The organism is Achromobacter sp. GbtcB20 (genome assembly GCF_019091095.1).
In the GTDB taxonomy this organism is placed as follows: Bacteria; Pseudomonadota; Gammaproteobacteria; order Burkholderiales; family Burkholderiaceae_B; genus Achromobacter; species Achromobacter mucicolens.
Window position 1 is genome coordinate 129314 of record NZ_JAGXJZ010000001.1, and the last position, 25206, is coordinate 154519.

Annotated in this window: 22 protein-coding genes and 1 pseudogene; 11 read left to right on the forward strand and 12 right to left on the reverse strand. The window is 66.8% G+C overall.

The features are described from left to right. Positions 1 to 32 precede the first annotated feature (32 nt). Complete coding sequence (locus tag KVT32_RS00630; RefSeq protein WP_217617506.1) at positions 33 to 2459, forward strand: TonB-dependent siderophore receptor; 2427 nt, start codon at positions 33 to 35, stop codon at positions 2457 to 2459. A gap of 2 nt (positions 2460 to 2461) precedes the next feature. Then, positions 2462 to 3613, forward strand: a pseudogene (locus KVT32_RS32040) (PepSY-associated TM helix domain-containing protein); the annotation flags it as partial. 23 nt (positions 3614 to 3636) lie between these two features. On the opposite strand, the gene hpaI reads toward KVT32_RS32040, so the two are convergent. From hpaI to KVT32_RS00645, 3 genes are all read right to left on the reverse strand, one after another. Continuing rightward, positions 3637 to 4437 (reverse strand): 4-hydroxy-2-oxoheptanedioate aldolase, encoded by an 801-nt coding sequence (gene hpaI, locus KVT32_RS00635; RefSeq protein ID WP_152384817.1) that lies wholly within the window; start codon positions 4435 to 4437, stop codon positions 3637 to 3639. 45 nt (positions 4438 to 4482) lie between these two features. Continuing rightward, a complete protein-coding gene (hpaR, locus tag KVT32_RS00640) occupies positions 4483 to 4944 on the reverse strand; it encodes a homoprotocatechuate degradation operon regulator HpaR (protein ID WP_056324211.1) in 462 nt (153 codons plus the stop codon). 107 nt (positions 4945 to 5051) lie between these two features. Further along, complete coding sequence (locus KVT32_RS00645) at positions 5052 to 5729, reverse strand: hypothetical protein (protein WP_217617507.1); 678 nt, start codon at positions 5727 to 5729, stop codon at positions 5052 to 5054. 419 nt (positions 5730 to 6148) lie between these two features. Here KVT32_RS00645 and radA point away from each other — a divergent pair, with 419 nt between their 5' ends. The 3 genes from radA (at position 6149) to KVT32_RS00660 (ending at position 8683) form a co-directional block, all read left to right on the forward strand. Beyond that, positions 6149 to 7510, forward strand: a complete 1362-nt coding sequence (gene radA / locus KVT32_RS00650) for a DNA repair protein RadA (protein ID WP_056324216.1) — start codon at positions 6149 to 6151, stop codon at positions 7508 to 7510. 28 nt (positions 7511 to 7538) lie between these two features. Continuing rightward, the gene (locus KVT32_RS00655) at positions 7539 to 8318 is read left to right on the forward strand and encodes a sulfite exporter TauE/SafE family protein (protein WP_056324218.1); all 780 of its coding nucleotides are present in this window, start codon (positions 7539 to 7541) and stop codon (positions 8316 to 8318) included. A 146-nt stretch (positions 8319 to 8464) separates the two neighbouring features. After that, complete coding sequence (locus KVT32_RS00660; RefSeq protein ID WP_056324221.1) at positions 8465 to 8683, forward strand: hypothetical protein; 219 nt, start codon at positions 8465 to 8467, stop codon at positions 8681 to 8683. A gap of 137 nt (positions 8684 to 8820) precedes the next feature. Here the strand turns inward: KVT32_RS00660 and KVT32_RS00665 are convergent, their stop codons facing one another. From KVT32_RS00665 to KVT32_RS00675, 3 genes are all read right to left on the reverse strand, one after another. After that, positions 8821 to 9777 (reverse strand): 2-hydroxyacid dehydrogenase, encoded by a 957-nt coding sequence (locus tag KVT32_RS00665; protein WP_217617508.1) that lies wholly within the window; start codon positions 9775 to 9777, stop codon positions 8821 to 8823. A gap of 130 nt (positions 9778 to 9907) precedes the next feature. Then, a complete protein-coding gene (locus KVT32_RS00670) occupies positions 9908 to 10879 on the reverse strand; it encodes a tripartite tricarboxylate transporter substrate binding protein (protein WP_152384813.1) in 972 nt (323 codons plus the stop codon). Between the two features lie 75 nt (positions 10880 to 10954). Beyond that, positions 10955 to 11956: a tripartite tricarboxylate transporter substrate binding protein gene (locus KVT32_RS00675; protein ID WP_062840791.1), complete on the reverse strand. Its 1002-nt coding sequence runs from the start codon at positions 11954 to 11956 to the stop codon at positions 10955 to 10957. Positions 11957 to 12179: 223 nt separating this feature from the next. Between KVT32_RS00675 and KVT32_RS00680 the strand changes: the two genes are divergently transcribed. From KVT32_RS00680 to garL, 5 genes are all read left to right on the forward strand, one after another. Beyond that, a complete protein-coding gene (locus KVT32_RS00680; protein ID WP_056324227.1) occupies positions 12180 to 13109 on the forward strand; it encodes a dihydrodipicolinate synthase family protein in 930 nt (309 codons plus the stop codon). A gap of 115 nt (positions 13110 to 13224) precedes the next feature. Beyond that, entirely contained in the window at positions 13225 to 13998 is a 774-nt protein-coding gene (locus KVT32_RS00685) for a FadR/GntR family transcriptional regulator (RefSeq protein ID WP_142054650.1), read from the forward strand. 47 nt (positions 13999 to 14045) lie between these two features. After that, positions 14046 to 15158 (forward strand): Ldh family oxidoreductase, encoded by a 1113-nt coding sequence (locus tag KVT32_RS00690; RefSeq protein ID WP_062840665.1) that lies wholly within the window; start codon positions 14046 to 14048, stop codon positions 15156 to 15158. An 84-nt stretch (positions 15159 to 15242) separates the two neighbouring features. Further along, on the forward strand, positions 15243 to 16988 hold the full coding sequence (gene araD, locus KVT32_RS00695; protein ID WP_152384812.1) for an L-arabinonate dehydratase: 1746 nt from the start codon (positions 15243 to 15245) through the stop codon (positions 16986 to 16988). 49 nt (positions 16989 to 17037) lie between these two features. Beyond that, positions 17038 to 17805: a 2-dehydro-3-deoxyglucarate aldolase gene (gene garL, locus KVT32_RS00700; protein WP_152384811.1), complete on the forward strand. Its 768-nt coding sequence runs from the start codon at positions 17038 to 17040 to the stop codon at positions 17803 to 17805. Positions 17806 to 17818: 13 nt separating this feature from the next. On the opposite strand, the gene lysA is transcribed toward garL, so the two are convergent. Then, positions 17819 to 19051 (reverse strand): diaminopimelate decarboxylase, encoded by a 1233-nt coding sequence (lysA, locus tag KVT32_RS00705; RefSeq protein ID WP_152385536.1) that lies wholly within the window; start codon positions 19049 to 19051, stop codon positions 17819 to 17821. Between the two features lie 114 nt (positions 19052 to 19165). Between lysA and KVT32_RS00710 the strand changes: the two genes are divergently transcribed. Continuing rightward, positions 19166 to 20083, forward strand: coding sequence for a LysR family transcriptional regulator (locus KVT32_RS00710; RefSeq protein WP_217617509.1), 918 nt, complete (start codon positions 19166 to 19168; stop codon positions 20081 to 20083). A gap of 127 nt (positions 20084 to 20210) precedes the next feature. Here KVT32_RS00710 and rpsT read toward each other — a convergent pair whose 3' ends face one another. The 5 genes from rpsT to adk all read right to left on the reverse strand — a co-directional run bounded on the left by rpsT (position 20211) and on the right by adk (position 25118). Beyond that, complete coding sequence (gene rpsT, locus KVT32_RS00715; RefSeq protein ID WP_043542310.1) at positions 20211 to 20474, reverse strand: 30S ribosomal protein S20; 264 nt, start codon at positions 20472 to 20474, stop codon at positions 20211 to 20213. 264 nt (positions 20475 to 20738) lie between these two features. Continuing rightward, the gene (locus tag KVT32_RS00720; RefSeq protein ID WP_062840668.1) at positions 20739 to 21710 is read right to left on the reverse strand and encodes a FecR domain-containing protein; all 972 of its coding nucleotides are present in this window, start codon (positions 21708 to 21710) and stop codon (positions 20739 to 20741) included. A 195-nt stretch (positions 21711 to 21905) separates the two neighbouring features. Then, positions 21906 to 23465: a murein biosynthesis integral membrane protein MurJ gene (gene murJ / locus KVT32_RS00725; RefSeq protein WP_152384809.1), complete on the reverse strand. Its 1560-nt coding sequence runs from the start codon at positions 23463 to 23465 to the stop codon at positions 21906 to 21908. 103 nt (positions 23466 to 23568) lie between these two features. Beyond that, positions 23569 to 24327, reverse strand: a complete 759-nt coding sequence (locus KVT32_RS00730; protein WP_056324250.1) for a 3-hydroxyacyl-CoA dehydrogenase — start codon at positions 24325 to 24327, stop codon at positions 23569 to 23571. Between the two features lie 134 nt (positions 24328 to 24461). Next, a complete protein-coding gene (adk, locus tag KVT32_RS00735; protein WP_056324253.1) occupies positions 24462 to 25118 on the reverse strand; it encodes an adenylate kinase in 657 nt (218 codons plus the stop codon). Positions 25119 to 25206 lie beyond the last annotated feature (88 nt).

The window sequence follows — 25206 nt, forward strand, 5'->3', positions numbered from 1 at the left end:
GCAATTCAACACCCATATCGCGGATTCGTGGCATGACCAACCCCCTGATTGTTTTTCCCCTCCGTCCGATCCGCCGTGCGCGCATCCTTCCGCTGGCGCTGGCGATCGGCGTGGCGCTGGGCGTCGCGGCGCCCGTCAGCGCTGTCCACGCGCAGGCGGCCGAAACCCAGGTCCGCCAGTTCGACATTCCACCCGGCCCATTGAGCCAGGTGCTCAATCTGTACTCGGCCGAAGCCGGTCTGTTCGTCAGCGGCCACGGCGACCTGAGCGCCGGCCGCCATAGCCCCGGCGTGCGCGGCCGCTATTCGCCCGAAGCCGGCATGGCGGCGCTGCTGACCGGCACGGGTCTCGTGGCCGAACGCCTGCCCGACGGCGGTTTTGTGCTGCGGCAGGGGCGCCAGGACGTGACCTTGCTGGAACCCATTGCGGTCACCGCCCAGATCGAACGCCCGGACGGCCCGGTGCTGGGCATCGCGGCCACGCGCAGCGCGACGGCCACCAAGACCGACACGCCGATCATCGAAACGCCGCAATCGATTTCCGTGGTGAGCGCAGCGCAGATCAGTGATCAAAAGGCGCAGAGCCTGCAAGAGGCGCTGGGCTACACCCCCGGCATCATGCCCGGCCTCGTCGCCAAGAGCTCGGTCTTCGAAGACACGATGTTCATCCGCGGCTTCGAGGCCAACCCGCAGACCGGCAGCTACTACCGCGACGGCATGCGCTACATGATCAATCAGTACAACGGCAAGCAGGAGCCGTACGGCCTGGAACGCGTGGAGGTGTTGCGGGGCCCGTCATCGGTGCTGTACGGCGCCGCGGCGCCGGGCGGCATCGTCAACACCGTGACCAAGCGCCCGCCCGGCGAATCGATGGGTGAAATCAATGTGGACGGCGGCAGCTTCGACCGCCGGCAGATTTCCGCGGACATCGGCGGCCCCATCGATGAGGCTGGCGTGTGGTCCTATCGTCTGACCGGCCTGTTCCGCGAAAGCAAGCAGTTCGTCGATTACGGCTCCGATGATCGCACCTACTTCGCGCCCGCCCTGACGTGGCGTCCGACGGCGGCCACTTCGGTCACGCTCCTGGCCAACTATCAGCGCAGCAAGACGTTCAATCCGCCGGAAGTGCCGGTCACCGGTTCGCTCTGGACCAACCCGAACGGCCAGATCCCGCGGTCGCGCTTTCTGGGCGAGCCCAACCACAATCGATTCGATATCGAATCGACCTCGCTGGCCGTGCTGATCGAGCACGCGTTCGACGACACGTTGAAGTTCCGCCAGTCGATGCGCTATTACGACGCAGACCTCAACATGCGCTATGTCCTGTTGCAGGGCGACGTGGATGCGGCGACGCAGCGCCGGGTGGCCCGCTCCGCACGCGGCTTTAACGACCGCACCACGGTGCAGACGATCGACACCAACATCGAGAAGCGCTTCGAGACCGGCCCCGTCACGCAGACGTTTCTTGCAGGCTTCGACTACACGCGTTCGACCTACAACAGCGACCGCCTGCGCGGCAATCTGCCGCCCATCGATGTTTTCGATCCGGTGTACCTGCCCGGCGACGTCGTGGCCTTGCCTTGGCAGCAGCGCCGCAACACCGAGCATCGCCTTGGCATCTACCTGCAAGATCAGATCAAGATTGCGGACAAGGTCGTGGTGCTGCTGGGCGGGCGGCATGACAACGTGCGCGCGGAGAATCGCGCCCTGCATGCGCCGTCCACCAATTCGAACGACAAGGACTCGGCATTCACGGGCCGCGCGGGTGTCGTGTACCTGGCCGACAACGGCCTGGCGCCGTATGCCAGTTTCAGCCAGTCGTTCGAACCCACCAGCGGCCGCGATCGCAACGACGGCAGCTTCGAGCCCAGCCGCGGGACGCAGTACGAAGTCGGCATCCGATACCAGCCCGCGGGTGAAGACGTGATGCTGAGCGCCGCGCTCTTCAACCTGGAGCGCAAGAACGTGCTCACGCCGGATCCGGTCGATCCGACCTTTCTGGTGCAGACCGGCAAGGTGCGCTCTCGCGGCCTGGAGCTCGAGGCGCGAGCCCGCGTCACGCCGCAGGTCGATGTGATTGCCGCCTACACCTACACCGACGCCCGCGTGGTCCAGAGCAACCTGCCGGGCGAGGAGGGCGAGCGCTTCAACACGCCCCGGCATGCCGCGTCCGTGTGGACCGACGTGAACCTGTCGGAATGGGTGTTGATGGGTTTGAAGGCCGGCGCGGGCGTGCGCTATGTGTCGGCGCGCCCAGACCGGCCGTCCAGCGGTTCGCTCGGGGGCGCGGGCTACACCCTGATTGATGCGCGCGTCAGTTATGAAAGCGGTCCGTGGCTGTATGCGCTGAACGTCACCAACCTGATGGACAAGACCTACATCCCGTCCATTTGCTACAACGGCCTCTGCAACTACGGCGAGCCGCGCCGCATCATCGGCACGGTGAGCTACCGCTGGTGACCGTGCGCGCGGCGCTGCTGCGTCTGCATCGCTGGACCGGCCTGGTGCTGGCGGGCTTTCTCGGCCTGGTGGCCCTGACTGGCATTCCGCTCGCGTGGTATGAAGCGCTGGACGCCGCCGCGGCCCCCGCGCTGCACCGCGTGTCGCCGCCAACGGCCGACGACGCGCGGCTTGACGCCCTGACGCTGCGCGAGCGCGTGGCCCGCTTTGTGCCGGGGGCGGCGATGCCCGCCACGCCGCTTGGCGGACAGGCCGGACGCAGCGTGGCGTTCCCGGTCTGGCTGCATGAGGACGGCGCCGCAGGACCCGTGTTGCACGAGGTATTTGTCGACCCGTACGATGGCGCCATTCTGGGCCAGCGCCGCTGGGGCGATCTGCGCGAAGGGCTGCGCAATCTGATGCCGTTCTTGCATCGCATCCATACGGCGTTGCTGTTCGAGGGCATCGGCGAACTGTTGCTCGGCATCGTCGCATTGGCCTGGACGCTCGATGGATTTGTCGGCGCCTGGCTCACGCTGCCGCCTCGAAACCGCTCGCGCAAGCCGGCCATGTCCTCGTCCCTGTGGCAGCGTTGGGCGCCGGCCTGGCGCATCCGTTGGCAGGGCGGTCCGCACAAACGCAATTTCGATCTGCACCGCGCCGGCGGGTTGTGGCTGTGGGCGGCCTTGACGGTGATGGCGTGGAGCAGCGTCGCGCTCAACCTGCCGGCGGTCTACGATCCGGTGATGCGCGCCGGTTTGAGCTATCAGCCCGATCCGCGGCGCGGCGCATCCGGCACGGCCGGCGATCCGATGCCGCCCGTGCAGGCGCGCGATGCCGGCCGGCAACTGATGGCGCAGCTGGTCGCCCGAGAGGGGTTTGCCGTGCTTGGCGAACATTGGTTGGCGCTGGATGCGCGCCGCAATCTCTATCGCTACAGTGTGCGCAGCAGCCGCGATCTGCGCACCCGCAGCGGGGCCACGTCAGTGGTGTTCAGTGCCGCGGACGGACAGCTGGCGGGCAGCCATCTGCCAACGGGTCGGGCAGCGGGCGACACGGTCAAGCATTGGTTGACCAGCCTGCACATGGCGGCGCTTTGGGGCTGGCCCTTGCAGTTGGCGGTCGCGCTGGTCGGCGTCGTTACCTTGGTGCTGAGCGTGACCGGCGTCTGGTTGTGGTGGACGCGCCGCCGCGCGCGTCAGTACGGACCCTTGCCCGCGGCCACTGCCGCCGCTTCCTTGAACTCGCCCGCCAGCGCTTCGGCCGCGCGTGCCAGCAGCACTGCGTCCACGCCCACCGCCACGAAGGTGGCGCCCAAGGACAGATAATGCTTGGCCTGCGCCACCCCGCTGTGCAGGATGCCCGCGGCCTTGCCGGACTGCACGATGCGCGCAATCGCGTCATCGATGGTCTTTTCGACCACCGGATGCTCCGGCTGGCCCAGATATCCCATGCTGGCCGACAGATCGGCAGGTCCGATGAAGACGCCATCCACGCCGTCCACGGCAAGGATCGCATCCAGGGCCTCGATGCCGGCGGGCGTTTCGATCTGCACCAGCACGCACATTTCGTCGTTGGCGCGTTCAAGGTAGTTCGGGATGCGGTTCCAGCGCGACGCGCGCGCCAGCGCGCTGCCCACGCCGCGAATGCCTTGCGGCGGATAGCGCACGGCGGCCACCGCGTCGGCGGCTTCCTCGGCCGACTGGATCATGGGGACCAGCACCGTCTGCGCGCCGGTGTCCAGGATCTGCTTGATCTGGACCGGGTCGTTCCAGGCCGGGCGCACCACGGGCGCCACCGGGTAGGCCGCCACGGATTGCAGTTGGGCCAAGGTGGAGTCCAGCGTGTTGGGCGCGTGTTCGCCGTCGATCAGCAGCCAGTCGAAGCCGGCGCCCGCAAGAATTTCCGAGGTGTACGCGCTGGCCAGGCCGGCCCACAGGCCGATCTGAGGTTTGCGGTCGCGCAGGGCTTGCTTGAACGAATTCGTCAGGAGGTCCATGGACGTGGGATCGAGTGGGAAGGGAAGGAGGGGGAGACTACGCGCTCAGGGCGTGCCGGCATCGCGCGTGGGGCCGTCGCGCTTGATGAGATCGACCATGGCGTCCACGTCGCGGTACAGGCGATCCAGCAATTCCTTGCCGATCCTTTCTTCGATTTCCTGGTACTTCGCGTCGACCATGGGACGCATGCGGTCGATGAGCTTGTTGCTTTTGACGGTCAGGGAGATTTCCTGACGGCGCTGGTCGGCGCTGGAGCGCGTGCGCTTGATGAGTCCTTGCTCTTCCATGCCGGCCAGCATGCGCGTCAGGCTGGGGCTCAAAATCTGACAGGCGCGCGCGATCTGGTTGGGTTCCAGCGAGCCCACTTCGCTCAGCGTGCGCAACACTCGCCATTGCTGTTCGGTGACGCCCGCCGCGTGCAGCACGGGACGGAAATGCGCCATTAGCGTTTCGCGCGCATAGAGCAGCAAATGGGGAAGATTGCGGTGGTGGAAGCTCGGACTCATGGCGGCTATGTTAGCAAGAAGCCGCCCAAAAAATGCTCAATTCTTCGGGCCTGGGTGCGGCCCGCGCGGGCGCGGCGGCGGGCCGGCGCAGGGGCCGGCCCCGGGCGTCACGCCGGGTTCTGGCGGGACAGCTCTTGCAGGTCGTCCGGCAGGGTGAAATCCGGCGCGCCGCGCTGCAATTCGCGCAATGCGTGAACGGCGTCTTCTTCGCGGTCGTCCACGATCAGGCCCCGAATCTGGGCCACCCGGGCCTCGATGTCCTGCTCGGTGAAGGCGGCCACCTGTTGCGATTCCGCGGGCGCTTCCTGGGCGGCGGCCGGCACCGCTTCCTGGGCCGCCGTCACGGTTGCCGCCGTTTCAGCCGCTGCTGGGGCTGGAGCCGCCGCAACGACGGCCACAGCAGGCTGCGCCGTGGCCGGTTGGGCGGGAACCGCCGGTTCTTGCTGCAAGGCGACGACGCGGCGCAGGGGCGGCGCGTCGCTGGCTGGTGTGGCCGGCGTCGAGGCGGCCTCCGGGGTTGCCTCGTTTGCCTGCACGGCAACCAGTTGCATTTGGGGTTCGGTGTCGTCGATGGCTTCGCGCATGTCGGTCCAGGCGAAAAGCCCTGCCACCATCACGGCGCAAGCGGCTGCGCCCCAACCGGGGTGCCAGCTATGGCCAGGGTGCCATCTGCGGCGCACCGCTGCATCCAGTTCCGGATTGGCGCCGGGACCCGGCTTGCGGTACAGGGCGCGCAGATCCCGTTCATCGTCTTCGTCAAAAGGGGGGCGATAGGTAATGCTCATGCGCGTACTCCTCGCATATACGCCGGGTGGCACGACGTATCCGCGTTTGACCTTTGCGTGCGCCGCGCCGGTGATCCGGCGTCTAGTCGTGCTGGGGTCCTGTTCCGGTTTGAGCGGCCTCCGGGGAGGCTGCGGGTGATTGCGCCGCGATTCGCCACGAAGTGCGTCGCAAAGGACGTCCGTCGTGCCGTATGCCGTCCGATCTGGACGGTTCGACAATATGCGCTGCACTTGGCGATTATGCGCGATTTGAAACGGATCGGGCAGTAAATTTCTTGTGTTTGCATCATGTAACTGCTGTACGTCCCTTTTTGTGAAAGCTGTCTGAAAGAAATGGCCTTCGGGCCACGTCTCGGGGCGTGACATTCCGGTCATTGTTCCCGCGCGGCGCGGGCGCGTTGCCGGGTACACTTTCGCGCATGGCAAAAACCCGTACCGTTTATGTGTGCGCCGACTGTGGCGGCACCACCCCGAAGTGGCAGGGCAAATGCCCGCATTGCAACGCCTGGAACACGCTTGAAGAAACGGTGGAGTCGTCCGCGCCCGCGGCCGCCGCGCACCGCTATGCGCCGCTGGCCTCGTCCAGCCCGGTGCGCAGCCTGTCCGAAATCGAGGCCCGCGAAACGCCGCGCCAGCCCACCGGCCTGGACGAATTCGATCGCGTGCTCGGGGGCGGCCTGGTGGCCGGCGCCGTGGTGCTGATCGGCGGCGATCCCGGCATCGGCAAGTCGACGCTGCTCTTGCAGGCGCTGGCCTCGCTGTCCGAAACCACCAACGTGCTGTACGTGACGGGCGAAGAGTCCGCCGAACAGGTCGCGTTGCGCGCGCGCCGGCTGGGCCTGCAAACCGGCAACGTCAACCTGCTGGCCGAAATCCGCCTCGAAGCCATCCAGGCCGCGGTGTCGGAACAAAAGCCCACCGTCGCCGTCATCGACTCCATCCAGACGCTCTACAGCGGCGAACTCACGGCGGCGCCGGGATCGGTGTCGCAGGTGCGCGAATGCGCGGCGCAGCTCACGCGGCTGGCCAAGCAGACCGGCATCGCCATTGTCATGATCGGCCACGTCACCAAGGACGGCGCGCTGGCCGGACCGCGCGTTCTCGAGCACATCGTGGATACCGTGCTGTACTTCGAGGGCGACACGCATTCGTCGTTCCGCCTGGTGCGCGCCTTCAAGAACCGCTTCGGCGCCGTCAACGAGCTTGGCGTGTTCGCCATGACCGACCGCGGCCTGCGCGGCGTGGCCAATCCGTCCGCACTGTTCCTGTCGCAGCACGAGCAGCAGGTCGCCGGTTCGTGCGTCATGGCCACGCAGGAAGGCACGCGTCCGCTCCTCGTTGAAATCCAGGCGCTGGTCGACAGTTCCCATGCGCCCAATCCGCGCCGGCTGACGGTCGGCCTGGAAGGCAACCGTCTCGCCATGCTGCTGGCCGTGCTGCACCGGCACGCGGGCGTGTCGACCTTCGACCAGGACGTCTTCGTCAATGCGGTTGGCGGCGTGCGCATCACCGAACCCGCGGCTGACCTGCCGGTGCTGCTGGCCATCATGTCGTCGCTGCGCGACCGGCCGCTGCCGCGCGGGTTGATCGCATTCGGCGAGGTGGGCCTGGCCGGCGAGATCCGGCCCGCCCCGCGCGGCCAGGAACGTCTGCGCGAAGCCGCCAAACTCGGTTTCTCGGTGGCGCTCATTCCCAAGGCCAACGCGCCGCGCCAGCCCATCGAGGGCCTGGAGATCTGGGCGGTCGATCGCCTGGACGCGGCACTGGAAAAGCTGCGTTGATGCGTCGCGACGTCTGTTGGAGCAACACGTGAGTCTGTTCGTCATCGCCGCCTGCCTGGCAGCCGGCGGCCTGATCGGTTTCATGGGCGGCGTGCTGGGCATCGGGGGCGGACTGATCGCCATTCCTGCCCTCGTCCTCCTGATGGGAATGTCCCAACAGCTTGCGCAGGGCACGGCGCTCATCATGGTGTTGCCGACCATCATGATGGCAGTGCGCAAGTACAACCAGCAGACCCGCATCGACAAGCGCGTCGCGCTGGCGGGCGCGGCGGGCGCCGTGGTGTTCACGTGGGTGGGCGCGCGGATGGCGCTGGGCATCGACTCGACCTTGCTGCGCCAGAGCTTCGCGGTGTTCCTGTTCTTCATCGCACTGTTCTACGTCTGGCAGACCTGGCGCGCCTCGCGTCCGGCGGCGCGCCGCGCGCCACCGCCAAAGCGCCCCGCGCCGGTCTTCACGCCGCGCCGCGCAAGTGTGCTGGGCATCCTGTGCGGAACGCTGGGCGGATTCTTTGGCGTCGGCGGCGCCGTGCTGGCCGTGCCCATCATCACCACGGTCTTTCGCCTGCCGCAGACCACCGCACAGGCGCTTGCGCTCAGCATGGTGATCCCGGGTTCCACGATCGCGCTCATCACCTACACGTGGGCGGGACAGGCGAACTGGATGGTCGGCGCGCCGCTAGCCATCGGCAGCCTGATCTTCGTGCCCATTGGCGTGCGGCTAGCCTACCGGCTTCCTGAACGCAAGCTGAGAGCCTGCTTCGCGCTGATGCTGTTCGCCACCGTGGCGTTGCTGGCGTTCGAGGGATAGCAACAATTCTTGAGTGACGGAAAAATTGTGGTTCTTCGTTGAACCTTCTGAAGGGGCAGGCTTCAAACCGCATACGGGACTTGCGGCATCGTGCCGCCCCGTAACGGCAAAAGGCCTTCGGCCTTCACCAACCAGGAGTACCACAAATGACGACTCACTCCCGCATTGCTGCGTTTCTTTCCACCTCGGCCCTGTGCCTGGGCCTCGCCGCCGCACCGTCGGCGTTTGCGGCCGGCGCCAGCAAGACCGGCGACACCAAGACCCAGGCGCATCACAAGCATCACAAGGCTGACAAGTCGTCCGCCAAGCATTCGGCAGGCGCAGCAAACACGCACAAGTCTGGCGCCACGACGCCGACGAAATAACCGCGCCGGGCGGCAACGCCCACGTTCCTTTGCGCGACAAAGACTGACCGGACACGCGGGGGCCGGAAAGTCGAAAGCCTCTCGGTATGGGCGCCGAGAGGCTTTTTTGTGTCTGAGGCCCGGACGAACAAAGCCGGTTATTCCACCGGCGTGATCACGCGGCCGGTCTCGAAGAACGACTGCAGGTTTTCCAGCATCATGTTTTCCATGGCCAGGCGCGTTTCCTCGGTGGCGCTGCCGATGTGCGGCAGCAGCACGGCCTTGTCGCTCTTCATCAGCGCTTCGGGCACCTTGGGTTCGTGCTCGAAGACGTCCAGCGCCGCGCAGCCCAGCTTGCCATCTTCCAGGGCCGCGACCAGCGCGGTTTCGTCGATGACCGGACCGCGCGCGATGTTGACAATGATGCCCTTCGGGCCCAAGGCTTCCAGCACGTCGCGATTCACAAGGTGGCGCGTGCTGGGACCGCCCACCGTGGCCACGATCAGGAAATCGGCCCACTTGGCCAGGTCCGTCAGCGACGCTTCGTAGCCGTAGGCCACGTCGTCGCGCTTTCTGCGGTTGTGATACCGCACGTCCATGTCAAAGCCCGTGCCGCGTTTGGCGATCGCTTCGCCGATGCGGCCCAGGCCGACGATGCCCAGTTTTTTGCCGCTGACGCGCAGGCCCAGCGGGATGCTGCCATGCACCTGGCCCCATTGGCCGGCCCGGACGAAGCGTTCGCCCTGACCCATGCGGCGCGCGCCGGCGATGAGCAGGCCCCAGGCCAGGTCCGCCACGCAATCGGTCAGCACGTCGGGCGTATTGCTGACCAGCACGCCACGCTTGCGCGCGGCCTCGACGTCGATCGTCTCGTAGCCCACGCCCCAGCTGCAGATGGCCTTCAGGTCCGGCAGCGCGTTGATGAGCTCGGCGTTGGCGCCGAAATTGGCGGACGTGACGACGGCGGTGATGCCCTTGCCGTGCTCGGCCAGCGCAGCCTTGCGGTCCGGGTACTTCCACAATTCGATGACGTCATAGCCATCGGCCAGGCGCTGGTTGGCGGAAGGGGAGCCGGCCAGCGAGCCGACCTGGATGATGCGTTGCTTGGTGGTCATGTTGTCGTACGGTTGGGTGGCGAAGGTTTCATGCTACTTGATTCAAGCGGGGACCTTGCGGGCCGGGCGCGCAGCCAAGGCGGCTGCGCACCCGCTGCGGGATGCCCGCATGCAGGCATCCGGCGAAGCGTTACTCCAGCTGAATGTTGGCCTTCTGGATCACGTCCTTCCAGCGCTTGACTTCAGCCTGCTGGAAATCGGCGAACTGCTGCGGCGTGTTGGCGACGACCTCGAAGCCCATGCCTTGCAGCGTTTTCTGGGTCTGGGGCTCTCGCAGTGCGGTGCGCAGCGCCTCGGCCAGCTTGTCGACGACCGGCTGCGGCGTGCCCTTGGGCACGGCAAAGCCCTGCCAGGAATACACCACCATGTCCTTGATGCCGGCCTCCGTCAGCGTCGGCACATCGGGCAGGTCCGGCGTGCGGGCGTCGCCCGTGATGGCCAGCGCCTTGAGCTTGCCTGCCTTGATGTGGTTCTGCACCGCGCCCAGGTTCTGGAAGGACACGTTGACCTGCCCGCCGATGAGGTCCGCGATGGCCGCGCCGCCGCCCTTGTAAGGCACGTCCACGCCGGTGCTTTGCGTGCGCTGGCGGAACAGTACGGCCGACAGGTGATCCGACGAGCCCGTGCCCGACGAGGCGTACGACACGCGATTCGGATTCTTCTTCGCGTAGTCGACCAGCTCGGCGACGGTGCTGGCCGGGAACGAAGGCGCCGCGACCAGCACGTTGGGATTGCGCACTGCCTGCGTCAGGTAGGCGAAATCCTTGCTGGGGTTGTACGACAGGTTCTTGTACAGGGCTTCGTTGATGGCGAAGGTGCCGATGGAGCCGACCATCATGGTGTAGCCGTCCGGCGTGGAGCGGGCCAACGCCTGGGCGCCGATAGCGCTGTTCGCGCCCGGCTTGTTCTCGACGACGAAGGTCTGTCCCAGGATCTTGGACAGCGCCGGCGTGACCGAACGCGCGGTGATGTCGGAGGACCCGCCGGGCACGAAGGGCACGATCATGGTGACGGGCTTTTCGGGGTAACCGGCGGCATGGGCCGCCGGCGACCCAAGCACAACGGCGCCCGCCGCGAATACGGCGCTGATCAGTTTGTTCATGGTGTCTCCTGGTTCGCGTGATGATGAAGAGCCCGCCGCTCACGCGTTGCGGGCAGGCCCCGGATCGGTGCAGGGTCAGTCGACCTTGGCGCCGGATTTCTTCACAACGTCGGCCCACTTGACGGTTTCCTGGGCCATGAACTGCTTGAACTGGGCGGGCGTGTTGCCGGACGGCGTCGCGCCTTGCGCCTGAAGCTGCGCGCGCACGGGCTCCTGCTGCAAGGCGGCGGCCACGTCGCGCTGGACCTTCTCGACGATCTCGGGCGGTGTGCCGGCCGGCGCCAGCAGCCCGAACCAGCTCGATGCCTCATACCCCTTCACGCCGGCTTCGGCCATCGTGGGCACGTCGGGCAGGGCAGGCGAGCGATTGGCCGTCGTAACGGCCAGGGGGCGAAGCTTGCCGGCCTTCAGAAATCCCATGGACGAGGGCAGGTTGTCGAAGATCAGGTCCGCCGATCCGGCCATCACGTCCGTCAGCGCGGGGCTGCTGCCCTTGTAGGGCACGTGCGTCATGCGCGTGCCGGTCATGCTCTGGAAGAGTTCGCCTGAAAGGTGCGTGGAAGTGCCGTTGCCCGTGGACGCCATGTTGACGCTGTCGGGATTGGCCTTCAGGTACTTGATCAGATCGGCCACGGTGCGGATGCCGTGCTTGTCGGCAAACTTGGGATTGAGCTCAAGGATGTTGGGCACCGGAATCACCAGCGTGACGGGCACGAAGTCCTTGACCGGGTCATACGGCAGCTTGGCGTACACGGACTGGTTGATGGCGTGCGTGCTGACGGTGCCCATCAAAAAGGTGTAGCCGTCGGGCGTGGCGCGCGCGGCTTCGGCCGAGCCGACGTTGCCGCCGGCGCCCGCCTTGTTATCCACCACCACGGGCTTGTTCCAGCTTTTGCCCAATTCGGCCGCCACCACGCGCGCGGCGATGTCGGCGGTGCCGCCGGCAGGGAAGGGGACGATGATCTTGACTTCCCGCTCGGGGTAGTCGGCGAAGGCCGGCGAGGCCGGCAGGGCAAAGGCGGTGGCCGTCAGGAGGGCGGCGGCAAGAAGCCGGCCTCGCGCAGGGGCTGCATACATGGAATTCGTCTCCTCGGTGTGCGCGTGGCCGCGCATCGTTTCTGGGGGTATTCCGCTCCCGGCAAGCCGAGAACTCGAAGACGCATGCAGCCCGCGCCTCATGCGCCTTGCGTGCTGCCGATCAACTTGTAAAACAAATATAGGTATTGAGCTATAGCTTGTCAACCAAGTATACTTTTTCGACCCTACTTCCCTGACAACTGCACCCGCCAGGAGCCCTTCCATGAAAACCACCCCGGTCACCGCCCAGGATCTGCAGCGCTCGGTCATCGCCGTGCCGCCGCTGGCCCGCAATGCCGACCTGTCGCTCAACGAATCGGCCAACAAGGCGTTGCTCGGCCACCTGGAAGCGGGCGGCGTGCGCAACGTCATGTATGGCGGCAATGCCAACTTCTACAACGTGGGTGTGAGCGAATATGCCCGCATCGTGGACATGCTGGCAAGCTTGGCGGGCCCTGACACCTGGATCCTGCCGTCGGTGGGCCCCGACTACGGCAAGATGATGGACCAGGCCGCCATCCTGCGTTCGCGCGCCTTCCCGACGGCGATGCTGCTGCCCATGTCCTTTCCTTACACCGACGCGGGGCTTGCCGACGGCGTGCGCCGTTTCACGGATGCGCTGGGCAAGCCGGCGGTGGTCTACATCAAGTCGGCGGACTACCTGGCGCCGGAAACCGCGGCGCGCCTGATCGAGGAAGGCCGCCTGGTCGCCTTCAAGTACGCCGTCGTGCGCGATGATCCGTCCGAAGACGCCTACCTGTCGGCGCTGCTGCAGGCCGTGGATTCGCGCTGGGTCGTCAGCGGCATCGGCGAGCGCCCGGCCATCGTCCACTACCGCGAATTCGGCCTCAAGAGCTTTACGTCCGGATCGGTCTGCGTGGCGCCGCGCGGGTCGATGCGCCTGCTGCATCTGCTGCAGGAAGGCCGCTACGACGAGGCCGAAGCCGTGCGCGAACAGTACCTCGGGCTGGAAGACTGCCGCGACAGCATCAGTCCCATCCGCGTGCTGCACGACGCCGTGACGTTGTCGGGCGTGGCGGACATGGGTCCCATGCTGCCGCTCTTGACCGGCATCTCCAGCGCCGAGCGCGAGCGCGTGGCGCCCGTGGCCCGCGCGCTGGCCGCCTGGGACCGCGAGACCGCCACGGCGTGACGGCCGCGGCGCGCCGGACCCGCATTGCGGGTACGATGAGCGCCGTCCGCGTGTCGCAGCAGTCTGTCAGGGCCTGTTCCCCGCGCGTGGACAGGCCCTACTACCAGGAGGTTACGTGGCTCGACCCAAAGCATCCCCCCAACCCGCGCCGACTGCGTCCGGCGATCCGGAGGCGTCCGCCGCGCCGGTGCTGGAACGCGGGCACCGGGTACGGCTGGCGGACCAGCTTTACGGCCAGATCTTCGAACAGATCGTCTCTGGCGGACTGAACGTCGGCGACAAACTGCCCTCCGAAAACGAAATTTCCGAACGCTACGGCGTGTCGCGGCCGGTCGTGCGCGAAGCGTTGCTGCGGCTGCGCGCCGACGGCCTCATTACCGCGCACCAGGGCTTGGGCACCTTCGTGAGCCACCAGCCCGCGCCGCGCCTGAAGGCGTTCAACGATGTGCAGAATGTCGGCGCCTATCTGCGCGCGCAAGAGGTGCGCGTGGCGCTTGAAGGCGACGCCGCGCGCCTGGCGGCCTTGCGGCGCACCGACGAGCAGTTGGGCAAGATCGCCGACGCGCATGCGGCATTTGCCGATACGCTTGCCAAGGGCCAGGTGTCGGCGGAAGCGGACCTGGCGTTTCACGCCAGCATCGCCGAGGCCAGCGGCAACGACTTCTATCTGGGCGTGCTGGAAAGCATCCATGAATCCATCAGCGGCTTCATGCGCCTGACGCTCAATCTGACGCGCACGGGTTCGCGCCAGCGCGCGCAGCGCGTCGTGGACGAGCACGCGACCATCCTGGAAGCGATCCGCGAACAGGACGGCGAACGCGCGCGCGTCGCGATGCAGTTCCATCTGGGCCAGGCCCGTCACCGGTTGGTCGACCGGGACCGGGACTGACGCCGCCAGCGCCGCCCGCCACACCACAAGACAACAGGAGACAGACAGTGTCAGGGAACGGAGCAAACGCCACGGCCGTGCCGGTGGAAGAAGTGCGTGAGCAGATCTTGCAGGTGCTGATGGCGTGGGGCATGGCCGAGGATCTGGCCCACACCACGGCGGGCCTGATGGCGCGCACGGACCTCTTCGGCATCGATTCGCACGGCATCTCCATGCTGCCCGCCTACGAGGAAAAATGGCGCGCCGGCACGCTGCGGCTGGACGCTCGCGCGCGCGTCGTGCGCGACAGCGGCGCCAGCGCGCTGATCGACGGCATGGGCGGGCTGGGCTATCCGGTTGCGGCGCAGGCCATGAACCTGGCCGTGGACAAGGCGCTGGAGCATGGCGTGGGCGCGGTCTCGGTCTGCAACTCGCATCACTTCGGCGCGGCGGGCGTCTACGCGCGCATCGCGGTCGAACGCGGCGTGGTCGGGCTGGTCACCAGCAGCGCCAACGGCGTCATCATGGTCCCCACGCGCGGCGCGATGCCGATGCTGGGCACCAATCCCATCGCGTTCGGCGCGCCCGCGGCCTATAACGAGCCCTTCGTGCTCGACATGGCCACGACCACCGTGGCGGCCAACAAGGTCAAGGTCTACGACTTCCTGGACAAGCCCTTGCCGCCGGGCTGGGCGGTGGACGGGCAGGGCGCGCCGGTCACGGACGCGGACGCCGCGATGCAGTTCATCTTCAAGCGTCCCGAAGGCGGCCTCACGCCGCTCGGCGGCACCACCGCCATGAGCAGTCACAAAGGCTATGGCCTGGCGATGATGGCGCAGATCCTGGGCGGCACGCTCAGCGGCAGCGCGTTCGCGGCCCGTCGCGCCGCCACGCGCCGTCCCGGCGAACCCGACGACGTCGGGCACTTCTTTCTCGCGCTCAATCCCGACGCCTTCCGCGCGGCGGGGTCGTTCGAGTCGGACATGGACGACATGATCGACGCCATGCACGACACGCCGCCGGCCGACCCGTCCGAACCGGTGCTGGTGGCCGGCGAGCCCGAAGCGGCCGAGCGCGTGCGCCGGTTGCGCGAAGGCATTCCGATTCCTGCGGCGCTGGCCGAACGCCTGCGCGGCATCTGCGAGCGCGCCGGCACGCCGTACCTGCTGGATCCCGCCTGAGTCCGTCTTGGCGATCGCGCCCCGACGGGGCGTCTTATGGTATGAACACGCATTGACCCCGCCACAGAGCAGAGGAAGCGAGACATGAGCCATTCCAACAATCGCAAGAAACCCGAAGACCTGCGCAGCCACCGCTGGTACGGCGTGAAGGACCTGCGGTCCTTCGGGCACCGGTCGCGGACCGCGCAGATGGGCTATCACCGCTCCGATTACGCCGGCAAGCCGGTGATTGCCATCATCAACACCTGGAGCGACATCAACCCCTGTCACAGCCACTTCAAGCAGCGCGTCGAAGAGGTCAAGCGCGGCATCTGGCAGGCCGGCGGATTTCCGGTGGAGATGCCGGCGATGAGCCTGTCCGAGCCCTTCCAGAAGCCCACGACGATGCTCTACCGCAACCTGCTGGCGATGGAGACCGAGGAGCTGCTGCGCTCGTATCCCGCCGATGGCTGCGTGCTGATGGGCGGCTGCGACAAGACCACGCCGGCGCTCATCATGGGCGCGGTGTCGATGGACCTGCCCACCATCTTCGTGCCGGCCGGGCCGATGCTGCGCGGCAACTGGAATGGCAACACGCTGGGCTCGGGGTCCGACACCTGGAAGTATTGGGCGGAACTGCGCGCGGGCAACATCACCGAGGAAGACTGGCAGGGCGTGGAAGACGGCATCGCGCGCTCGCCCGGCCATTGCATGACGATGGGCACGGCGTCCACCATGACGGGCGCGGTCGAGGCCCTGGGCTTGTGCCTGTCGGGCGCATCGTCGATCCCCGCGCCGGATTCACGCCATGCGCAGATGGCCAGCCTGACGGGCAAGCGCATCGTCGACATGGTCTGGGAAGACCTGAAGCCCTCGGACCTGCTGACCGCGGCCTCTTATGACAACGCCGTGCGCACCGTGCTGGCCTTGTCGGGCTCGACCAATGCCGTGGTGCACCTGATCGCCATGGCGCGCCGCAGCGGCTTCGGGCTGGACCTGGACCGCTTCGATCACCTGGCGCGCACCACGCCCGTCCTGGCCAATCTGCGGCCGGCGGGCAAGTACCTGATGGAAGACTTCTACTACGCCGGGGGCCTGCGCGCGATGCTGGTGCAGCTGGGCGACCTGCTGGACACCGCGCAGCGCACGGTGGATGGGCGCACGCTGGGCGAGAACATCGCGGGGGCGCGCATCTTCAATGAAGACGTGATCCGTCCGCGGGCGCAGGCGCTCATCGAACGCGATGGCCTGGCAGTGCTGCGCGGCAATCTTGCGCCCGATGGCGCGGTGATCAAGCCGCCCGCGATGGAGGCGCGCCTGCAGGTGCACACCGGCCGCGCCGTCGTCTTCAAGGATTACAACGACATGGCCGCGCGCATCGACGATCCGGATCTGGATGTGGATGCCGATAGCGTCATCGTGCTGCAGAACGCCGGACCGCAAGGCGCGCCGGGCATGCCGGAATGGGGGCAGCTTCCCATCCCGCAAAAGCTGCTCAAGCAAGGCGTGCGCGACATGGTGCGCATTTCCGATGCGCGCATGAGCGGCACCAGCTATGGCGCCTGTGTGTTGCACGTCGCACCCGAATCGTATGTGGGCGGACCGCTCGCGCTGGTGAAAGATGGCGACCGCATCACGCTGGACGTGCCGAACCGCCGGCTGGACCTGCTGATTCCGGACGCGGAACTGACCGAGCGACGTGCGGCCTGGCAAGCGCCGCCGCCCCGCTTCGAGCGCGGCTACGGCGTGCTGTATCTCAAGCACATCGGCCAGGCCGACACCGGGTGCGACTTCGATTTTCTGCAGTCCGAGGAGCGCGCCGCGCCCGCGGGCGAACCCGAGATCCATTGATGCCGATCGTCCCGGCGACACGGCATTTTTTTCTGACATGAAGGCGGCAATGAACTCACCTCTTCCCAATCGTTTCCGGCAGCGCATCCTGGCCCGCGAACGGCTTATCGGATTCTGGATGTGCATGTCCAGCCACATCACCGCCGAGCTCGTCGGCCTGGCCGATTTCGACTGGCTGCTTCTGGATGGCGAGCATTCGCCCAACGAGGTGCCGATGTTCCTGCAGCAGTTGCAGGCCCTGCAGGGCAGCGCCAGCGCGGCAATCGGCCGTCCGTCCTGGAACGATCCGGTCGAGATCAAGCGCCTCTTGGATATCGGCTTCTACAACCTGCTGATTCCCTTCATAGAATCCGAAGAGGATGCGCGCCGCGCGGTGGCCGCCACGCGATATCCGCCGCAAGGCATCCGTGGCGTGGCGGGTGCGCAGCGCAGCAACCGATATGGCACGGTGCCCGACTATCTGCACACGATCAACGACAACATCTGCGTGCTGTTGCAGATCGAAAGCCGTCCCGGCATCGAGGCCGTGGATGAGATCGCCGCCGTCGAGGGCGTGGACGGCGTGTTCATCGGCCCGTCGGATCTGGCGGCGGCGCTTGGCCATCTGGGCAATCCCGGCCACCCCGAAGTGCAGGAAGCGATCCGCCATCTGTACCAGCGGGTGACCGCGCAGGGCAAGGCCGTGGGCATTCTGGCCCCCGTGCATGCCGACGCGCGGCGCTACCTGGACATGGGCATGCACTTCGTGGCCGTGGGCACCGACCTGGGCGTGTTCAAGCAGGCGACCTTCGCGTTGCGCGAGGCGTTCCCCACCTGAGGCCCAGGTTCGCTCAAGCCTCCAGCGCCAGCAACTCCGCGACGGTCTGGCGCCGACGGATCAGGCGCGCCTCGCCCTTGTCCAGCAGGACTTCGGGCGCCAGCGGGCGGCTGTTGTAGTTCGAGGACATCGACGAGCCGTACGCGCCGGCGTTGTGAAAGACCATGAAGTCGCCGATGCGCGGACGCGGCAGCAACTGGTCGGACATGACGCCGCCTTCGTTCTGCGTGAACACATCGCCCGATTCGCACAGCGGACCGGCCACCGCGATGCGCGTTTCGGGCGCGTCCTGCGGATGTGAGCCATCCGGCGCATGCACCGAGATCCGGTGATAGCTGCCGTACATGGCGGGGCGCATCAGGTCGTTGAAGCCCGCGTCGACCAGCGCGAAATCGCGCTCGGGACGGCGGTTGATGGCATGCACCTCGGCGACCAGCACGCCGGATTCGGCGACCAGGAAGCGTCCGGGTTCGATCTCCAGGCGAATCTCGTGGCCCAGATACGCCGCGATGCGCTGGCGCGCCGCATCCCATTGCGAGAAGTAGTGATCGCAGTCGATGCGCGGCTCGCCATCGCGGTAGGGGATCGACAGCCCGCCGCCCGCCGAGATGGCCTCGATGTCGTGATCCAGCGACTTCACCACGTCCACCATGGCATCGCACACGCTGGACAGGTGGCCGTAGTCGACGCCCGAGCCGATGTGCATGTGCACGCCCACCAGCTTCAGGCCGTGGCGGCGCACGATGGAAATAGCCTCGGCCACGTCGCCGATCCAGATGCCGTGCTTGCTTTGCGGGCCGCCGGTATTGGTTTTGTTGCTATGGCCGTGGCCAAAGCCGGGGTTGATGCGCAGCCAGACGCGATGGCCCGGCGATGCCTTGCCCACGCGGTCCAGCATGTCCAGCGACCCGGCGTTGACCGTGATGCCGTGCTTGAGCGCGGTAGCCAGCGTGGCGTGGTCGATGAGGTCCGCCGTGAAGACGATGCCTTCGGGTTCGCTGCGCGGATCAAAGCCGGCCGCCAGGCTGCGCTCGATCTCGCCCAGGGACACCGCGTCCACCACCACGCCTTGCTCGCGCATCAGGCGCAGGATGTGCAGGTTGGAGCACGCCTTCTGGGCGTAGCGGATCGTGTCGAAGCGGCGCAATTGCGCAATGCGTTCGCGGATGACGGCGGCGTCGTACACCCAGAGCGGCGTGCCGTGTTCGGCGGCAAGTTGGGTGAGCTGGCGCGGATCGAAGGTCATGATGGAAGCGGAACCGTGAGGAAAGTGAATCGAAGGCGGCATGATGCCTGCCCTACGTCATCCAGTAAAATGCTTTGATTTTCGGGATCGATTCATTCCTGATATGGAGTTGGGATGCTGACGCATCGCCACATCGAAGTCTTTCGTGCCGTGATGATCGCCGGCAGCGTGACCCGCGCGGCGGAATTTCTGAACACGTCGCAGCCAACCGTCAGCCGCGAGCTGGCGCGCATGGAACAGACCATCGGCTTCGCGCTGTTTGAACGCGTCGCGGGGCGTCTGCGGGCCACGCGGCCCGCGCTGGCGCTCTTTGAAGAGGTGCGGCAGTCCTACGCCGGCCTGGAGCGCGTGGCGTCCGCCGCGGCGCGTCTGCGGGCATTCCGGGAAGGGCAGCTCTCGGTGATCTCGCTGCCGGCGTTCTCGCATTCGATCCTGCCCGATGCGTTTCTGCGCTTTCACGGCCGCCACCCCGGGGTGAGCCTATCAGTCGAAACGCAGGAGTCGCCGCTGCTCGAAGAATGGCTGACCGCGCAGCGCTACGATCTGGGCCTGACCGAGCAGGATTCGGCTCCCGCCGGCACGCGGCTGGAATTGCTGACGCAGGTTGATGAGGTCTGCGTGCTGCCTGACGGCCATCCGCTGCTGGCCCACGCCGCCATCGGCCTGGCCGATTTCGAAGGGCAGGCGTTCGTCAGCCTGTCCGCCAACGATCCCTACCGCGTCCAGATCGACGACGCATTCGCCCAGGCGGGCGTGCTGCCCCGGTCCATCGTGGAAACGCCCACGGCGGTGTCGGTTTGCACGTTCGTGCGTCAGGGGCTGGGCGTGGCCATCGTCAATCCATTGACGGCGCTGGACTTCGTGGGGCGGGGGCTGCACATCCGGCCGCTGACGCGGTCGTTTCCGTTCCGCGTCAACGTGGTGTTTCCGGAGCATCGTCCCGGCAACCCGCTGGTCGGCGCCTTCATGGAATCGCTGCGCGACGCCGCGGCCGCCATCGAGGCCAAGCTGGCAGCCGCGCAGGGCGCGTAACAGGGACGGTGGCCTGCGGCGTCTTGCCGCCGCGAAAACCGGCAGCCAACAAAAAAGGATGCCCGCGGGCATCCTTCTTCATTTGCCGTATTCGTGACGCCCCGAAAACCGGGGGCGGCAGAATGGCTTAGGCCAGCGCCTTGATGGCGGCAGCCAGGCGGCTCTTGTGGCGAGCGGCCTTGTTCTTGTGGATGATGTTCTTGTCAGCCACGCGATCGATCACGCTGGTGGCCTTCTGGAACACTTCGCCAGCCGCAGCCTTGTCGCCAGCGGCGATGGATTGGCGAACGCGCTTGATGGCGGTGCGCAGCATCGAGCGCAGGCTGGAATTGTGCTTGTTGCGCTCAACGGATTGGCGAGCGCGCTTGCGGGCTTGGGCGGTATTGGCCATGTTGCTTTGTAAGTTGAATTCGGCAAAGTCGAACATTGTAGCAAGCCCCGTGGGGAATGCAAGCTTTTAATGTCGCTTTAACCGATGGAGCGCCCGTCAACCGGGCGGGAGGGCGCTGCTGGGAAGAATTCCCGGGTTGGAGAACCCTTGCGAGTGATCCTCTTGAAAACGCGAGGAAAATTCGCGGCGCCTACTGGATAAAAACACGGTGCGTAGTATACAACGGAAAGCGCCGCGCCCGGCAGACCTTCGTGGCCGTCGTTGTCAGGCCGCGACGCTGATGGACACGAACCAGGGCGTGAACCGGCGCACCTGGATCGGCATCAGGTCCTGCAGGCTGTCCAGCGCGGCGTCGGTGTCGTCCAGGGGGAAGTGGCCCGACACGGGCAGGCCCCCGGCGGCCATCGACACGCGCAGGGTGCCGCTGCGGTAGGGGCGCAGCGCGGCGATGACTTCCGCCAGCGGGCGGCCGCGGGCTTCGACCCACCCGGACTCCCAGGCGGCTTCGGCCATCAGTTCGGCGCGGGGGGTGTCCATGCGGGCATTGTCGAAGCGGGCGCCGGTGCCGGCGCGGATGGTGCCGTGAGCGCCCGACATGGTCTCGACTTCGACTTCGTGCTCGTGCACGACCACGACCGTGCGCTGCGCCTGCTGGCGCACCATGTAGCGGGTGCCCAGTGCGCGGACCGTGCCCTGCGCCGTCTGGACGAGGAACGGACGGCGGGCGTCCGGCGCGACGGACACGGTGACCGCGCCATCCAGAAGCCGGACCTGGCGGTACGCGGCTGTGAAATCCAGGTCGACGCGGCTGCGGGCGTCGAGCAGAAGCTGGCTGCCGTCGGACAGCAGGTAGCGGCGGCGTTCGCCGGTTGCCGTGGCTGCGTCGGCGGCGACGTTGTTCAGCGGGTAGAAGGCGTTGCCGACGTAAGCGGCGGCCGCGCCCGTACCGGCGAGCGCAAGCGCACCAGTCAGGAATCGGCGGCGGGGCGGCATGATGGCCGCGGGCGGGGGAGGGATCAGCGAGGGGGCAGCGCCCGAGGCGCCGCCGCCGCTGCCGGTGGCGTAAACATCGCCAAGCCGGCCGAACGACGATCCCGCCAGGGTGCCCGTCAATTGCTGCCAGGCGTTCTCATGGACAGGGTCGGCCGCTCGCCACGCCAGGAAGTCGTTGTAGTCCTGGGCCGTTGCTTTGCCGGAGCGCAGCAATAACAGCCAATTGATCACCTGGTCCGCCATGGGTTGTCCTTGGGCGTACTTCACTTCATATTCCCGCCAGCCGGGGCCAGCAGGGGATCCTCTCAGTCGCGATTTTTAAATCATAAAGGTTTTTTACCAAAGATTACGGCCCGCTTGTCAATTCTTGACGAATTTAGTGCGAAAAGCCGGCGTTTGGCCGGCTTTTGGATGGCAATGTAGCCCAAACAGGGGGAATTACGGCTTCGGGCGTCGTCCGAAGTCCTTGGGACGGAATCCAAACAGTAACAACATGCCGAAATACACCACGCCGCTGGCGGCCAGAACGCCGGCCAAAAGGAGCGCGCGCTGGCCGGCATGCGCCTGCAGGGCGATCCAATCGATGCGGGTGTCCGCATACCAGAGCAGCGCGGCCAGTCCGGCCAGGGCGGGCACCAGGCGCAAGGCAAACGCCGTCCAGCCGGCGCCCGGCTGGTAGACGCCGCGGCGGCGAAGGCCGATCAACAGCGCCAGGGCATTCAGGCACGCGCCCAGGCCGATCGCCAGGGCAAGTCCGGCATGCGCCAGCGTGGGGACCAGCGCCACGTTCAGCAGCTGCGTCACCACCAGCACGGCGATGGCGATCTTCACGGGCGTGCGGATGTCCTGTTTGGCGTAAAACCCGGGGGCCAGGATCTTGACCGCAAGCAGGCCGATCAATCCCGCCGAGTAAGAGATCACCGCCAAGCGCGTCTGCAACACGTCCTGCGCGTCGAAGGCGCCGTAATGGAACAGCGTCGCGACCAGCCCGTCGGACAGCAGCGCCATGCCGACCGCGGCGGGCAGGCCCAAGAGCAGTACCAGGCGCAGTCCCCAGTCGAGCAGTGCGCTGTAGCCGCCGTGGTCGTCGCGGGCGTGCGCGGCGGACAGGCTCGGCAGCAGGACGGTACCCAATGCCACGCCCAGAAGCGCCGTGGGAAATTCCATCAGGCGGTCGGCGAACGACAGCCACGTCACGCTGCCGGGCGTCAGCCACGTCGCGATATTGGTGTTGATGAGCAGCGAGATCTGCGCGACGGATACGCCCAGCGTGGCGGGCGCCATCTGCTTGAGGATGCGCTGCACGGTGGGATCTGCCCAGGCCTGGCCAAAGCGCAGCGAAAACCGCGGCGTGAGGCCCAGGCGCGCCAGCGCGACCCACTGAACGGCCAGTTGCGCCACGCCGCCGATCATGACGCCGACCGCCAACGCATACACCGGCACGTCCATGCGCGGCGCAAGCCAGATGCAGGCGCCGATCATGGACAGGTTCAGCAGCACGGGCGTGAAGGCCGGAACCGCGAAGCGGCGCCACGTGTTGAGCACGCCGGACGCGAAGGCGATCAGGGACATGCAGAGGATGTAGGGGAACATCATCCGCGTCATCCAGACCGCCGCGCCGAATTCGGTGTCGCGCGCCGCGCCGCGCAGGCCGCTGGCCATCGCCGACACCACCCAGGGCGCCGCGATGATGCCGATCAGCGTGACCAGCATCAATGCGGCGGTCAGCAGCAGGGCGACGCGGTCCAGCAGCGTGCGGACTTCGTCCTCGGAGCGGTTGTTGCGCGCGGCGCCCAGGATGGGCACGAAAGCCTGGGCGAAGGCGCCTTCGGCGAACAGGCGGCGCAGCAGGTTGGGAATGCGGAAGGCAACCCAGAACGCGTCGGTAATGGGGCCGGCGCCAAAGGCGCGGGCCACCAGGATGTCGCGGACCAGGCCGGAAATGCGGGACAGCAACGTGAAACTGCTGACCGTGGCGGCCGAACGGAACAGGCTCATGGATGACTACTGAAGAGAATGCGGGCCGGATCGCCGCGGAGGATGGGGACGGAATGCCGGCCGCCAGCACGGCCGGCCCAGGCGGGCCGGCCATTGCGCTGGATTACTTCGGCGGCATGCGGATGGCGCCGTCCAGACGGATCGTTTCGCCGTTGAGCATGTCGTTGGTGATGATGCTGTGGACCAGCTTGGCGTAGTCTTCCGGCCGGCCCAGGCGTGCGGGGAAGGGGATGCTGGCGGCCAGCGAATCCTGCACTTCCTGCGGCATGCCAAAGATCATCGGGGTGCCGAAAATGCCCGGGGCGATGGTCATGCAGCGGATGCCGGTCTTGGCCAGGTCGCGCGCGATGGGCAGCGTCATGCCGGCCACGCCCGCCTTGGAGGCGGCATAGGCTGCCTGACCGATCTGGCCGTCAAACGCGGCGACCGACGCCGTGTTGATCATCACGCCGCGCTCGCCGGTGGGCTCGGGCGTATTGGCGCTCATGGCCTCGGCGGCCAGGCGCATCATGTTGAAGCTGCCGATCAGGTTGATCGACACGACCTTCTGGAACAGGTCCAGCGGATGCGCGCCGTTCTTGCCGACGATCTTGGCGGCGGGGGCAACGCCCGCGCAGTTCACCAGACCGAACAGCGAGCCCAGTTCCAGCGCGGCGGCCACGACCTTCTTGCCGTCGGCTTCCTGCGTCACGTCGCAGTGCACGTAGCGCTGGCCGAGTTCCTTGGCGAGGGCTTCGCCGGGCTCGTCCTGCAGGTCTGCAATGACGACCTTGGCGCCGTTTTCAACCAGCATGCGGGCGGTGCCGGCGCCCAGGCCGGATGCGCCGCCGGTAACGATGAATACCTTGTTCGCGATTTCCATGTGTGTACCACCAGATCAGTTCAAGGGAAGGAAGGCGGCGCGCCGGGCGCCGGATGCGACAAGGCCTTCGGGCCAGGGCCGGAACGCGGTGCGTCCGGCCGGCGCCGAAGGCCTTTGGGCCGTCGAGGCGCCGATCAGCTTTGAACGGCTTCGAACAGGCGCGACTTGATTTCGTCGACCGCGCCCACGCCGGAGATCTTGCGGTACTTGGGGGCGGCGGCGGGATCCTGCTGCGCCCAGGCCGAGTAGTAGTCGACCAGGGGACGGGTCTGTTCGCGATAGACGGACAGGCGGTGGCGCACGGTTTCCTCGCGGTCGTCGTCGCGCTGGACCAGGTCTTCCCCGGTCACGTCGTCCTTGCCTTCGGTCTTGGGCGGGTTGAAGCGCACGTGGTAGCTGCGGCCGCTGGGCTGGTGCACGCGGCGGCCGCTCATGCGTTCGATGATGTCTTCTTCGGGAACGGCGATTTCCACGACGTAGTCCAGCTTGACGCCGGCGCTCTTGAGCGCGTCGGCCTGCGGGATCGTGCGGGGGAAACCGTCGAACAGGTAACCGTTGGCGCAGTCGGGCTGCGTCAGGCGGTCTTGCACCAGGCCGATGATGATCTCGTCGGAAACCAGGCCGCCGGCGTCCATGACCTTCTTGGCTTCAATACCCAGCGGGGTGCCCGCTTTCACGGCGGCGCGCAGCATGTCGCCGGTGGAGATTTGGGGAATGCCGAAGTGCTGCGTTAGAAACGCAGCCTGGGTGCCTTTGCCGGCGCCGGGGGGTCCGAGCAAGATGAGACGCATGAGTGCTCCTGAAGGGGTTTATTTTTTGTGATCCGGGGGATTATGCCGCAACGCAGCAGCCAATGCGGGGCTGCGCCATGCGAAATAA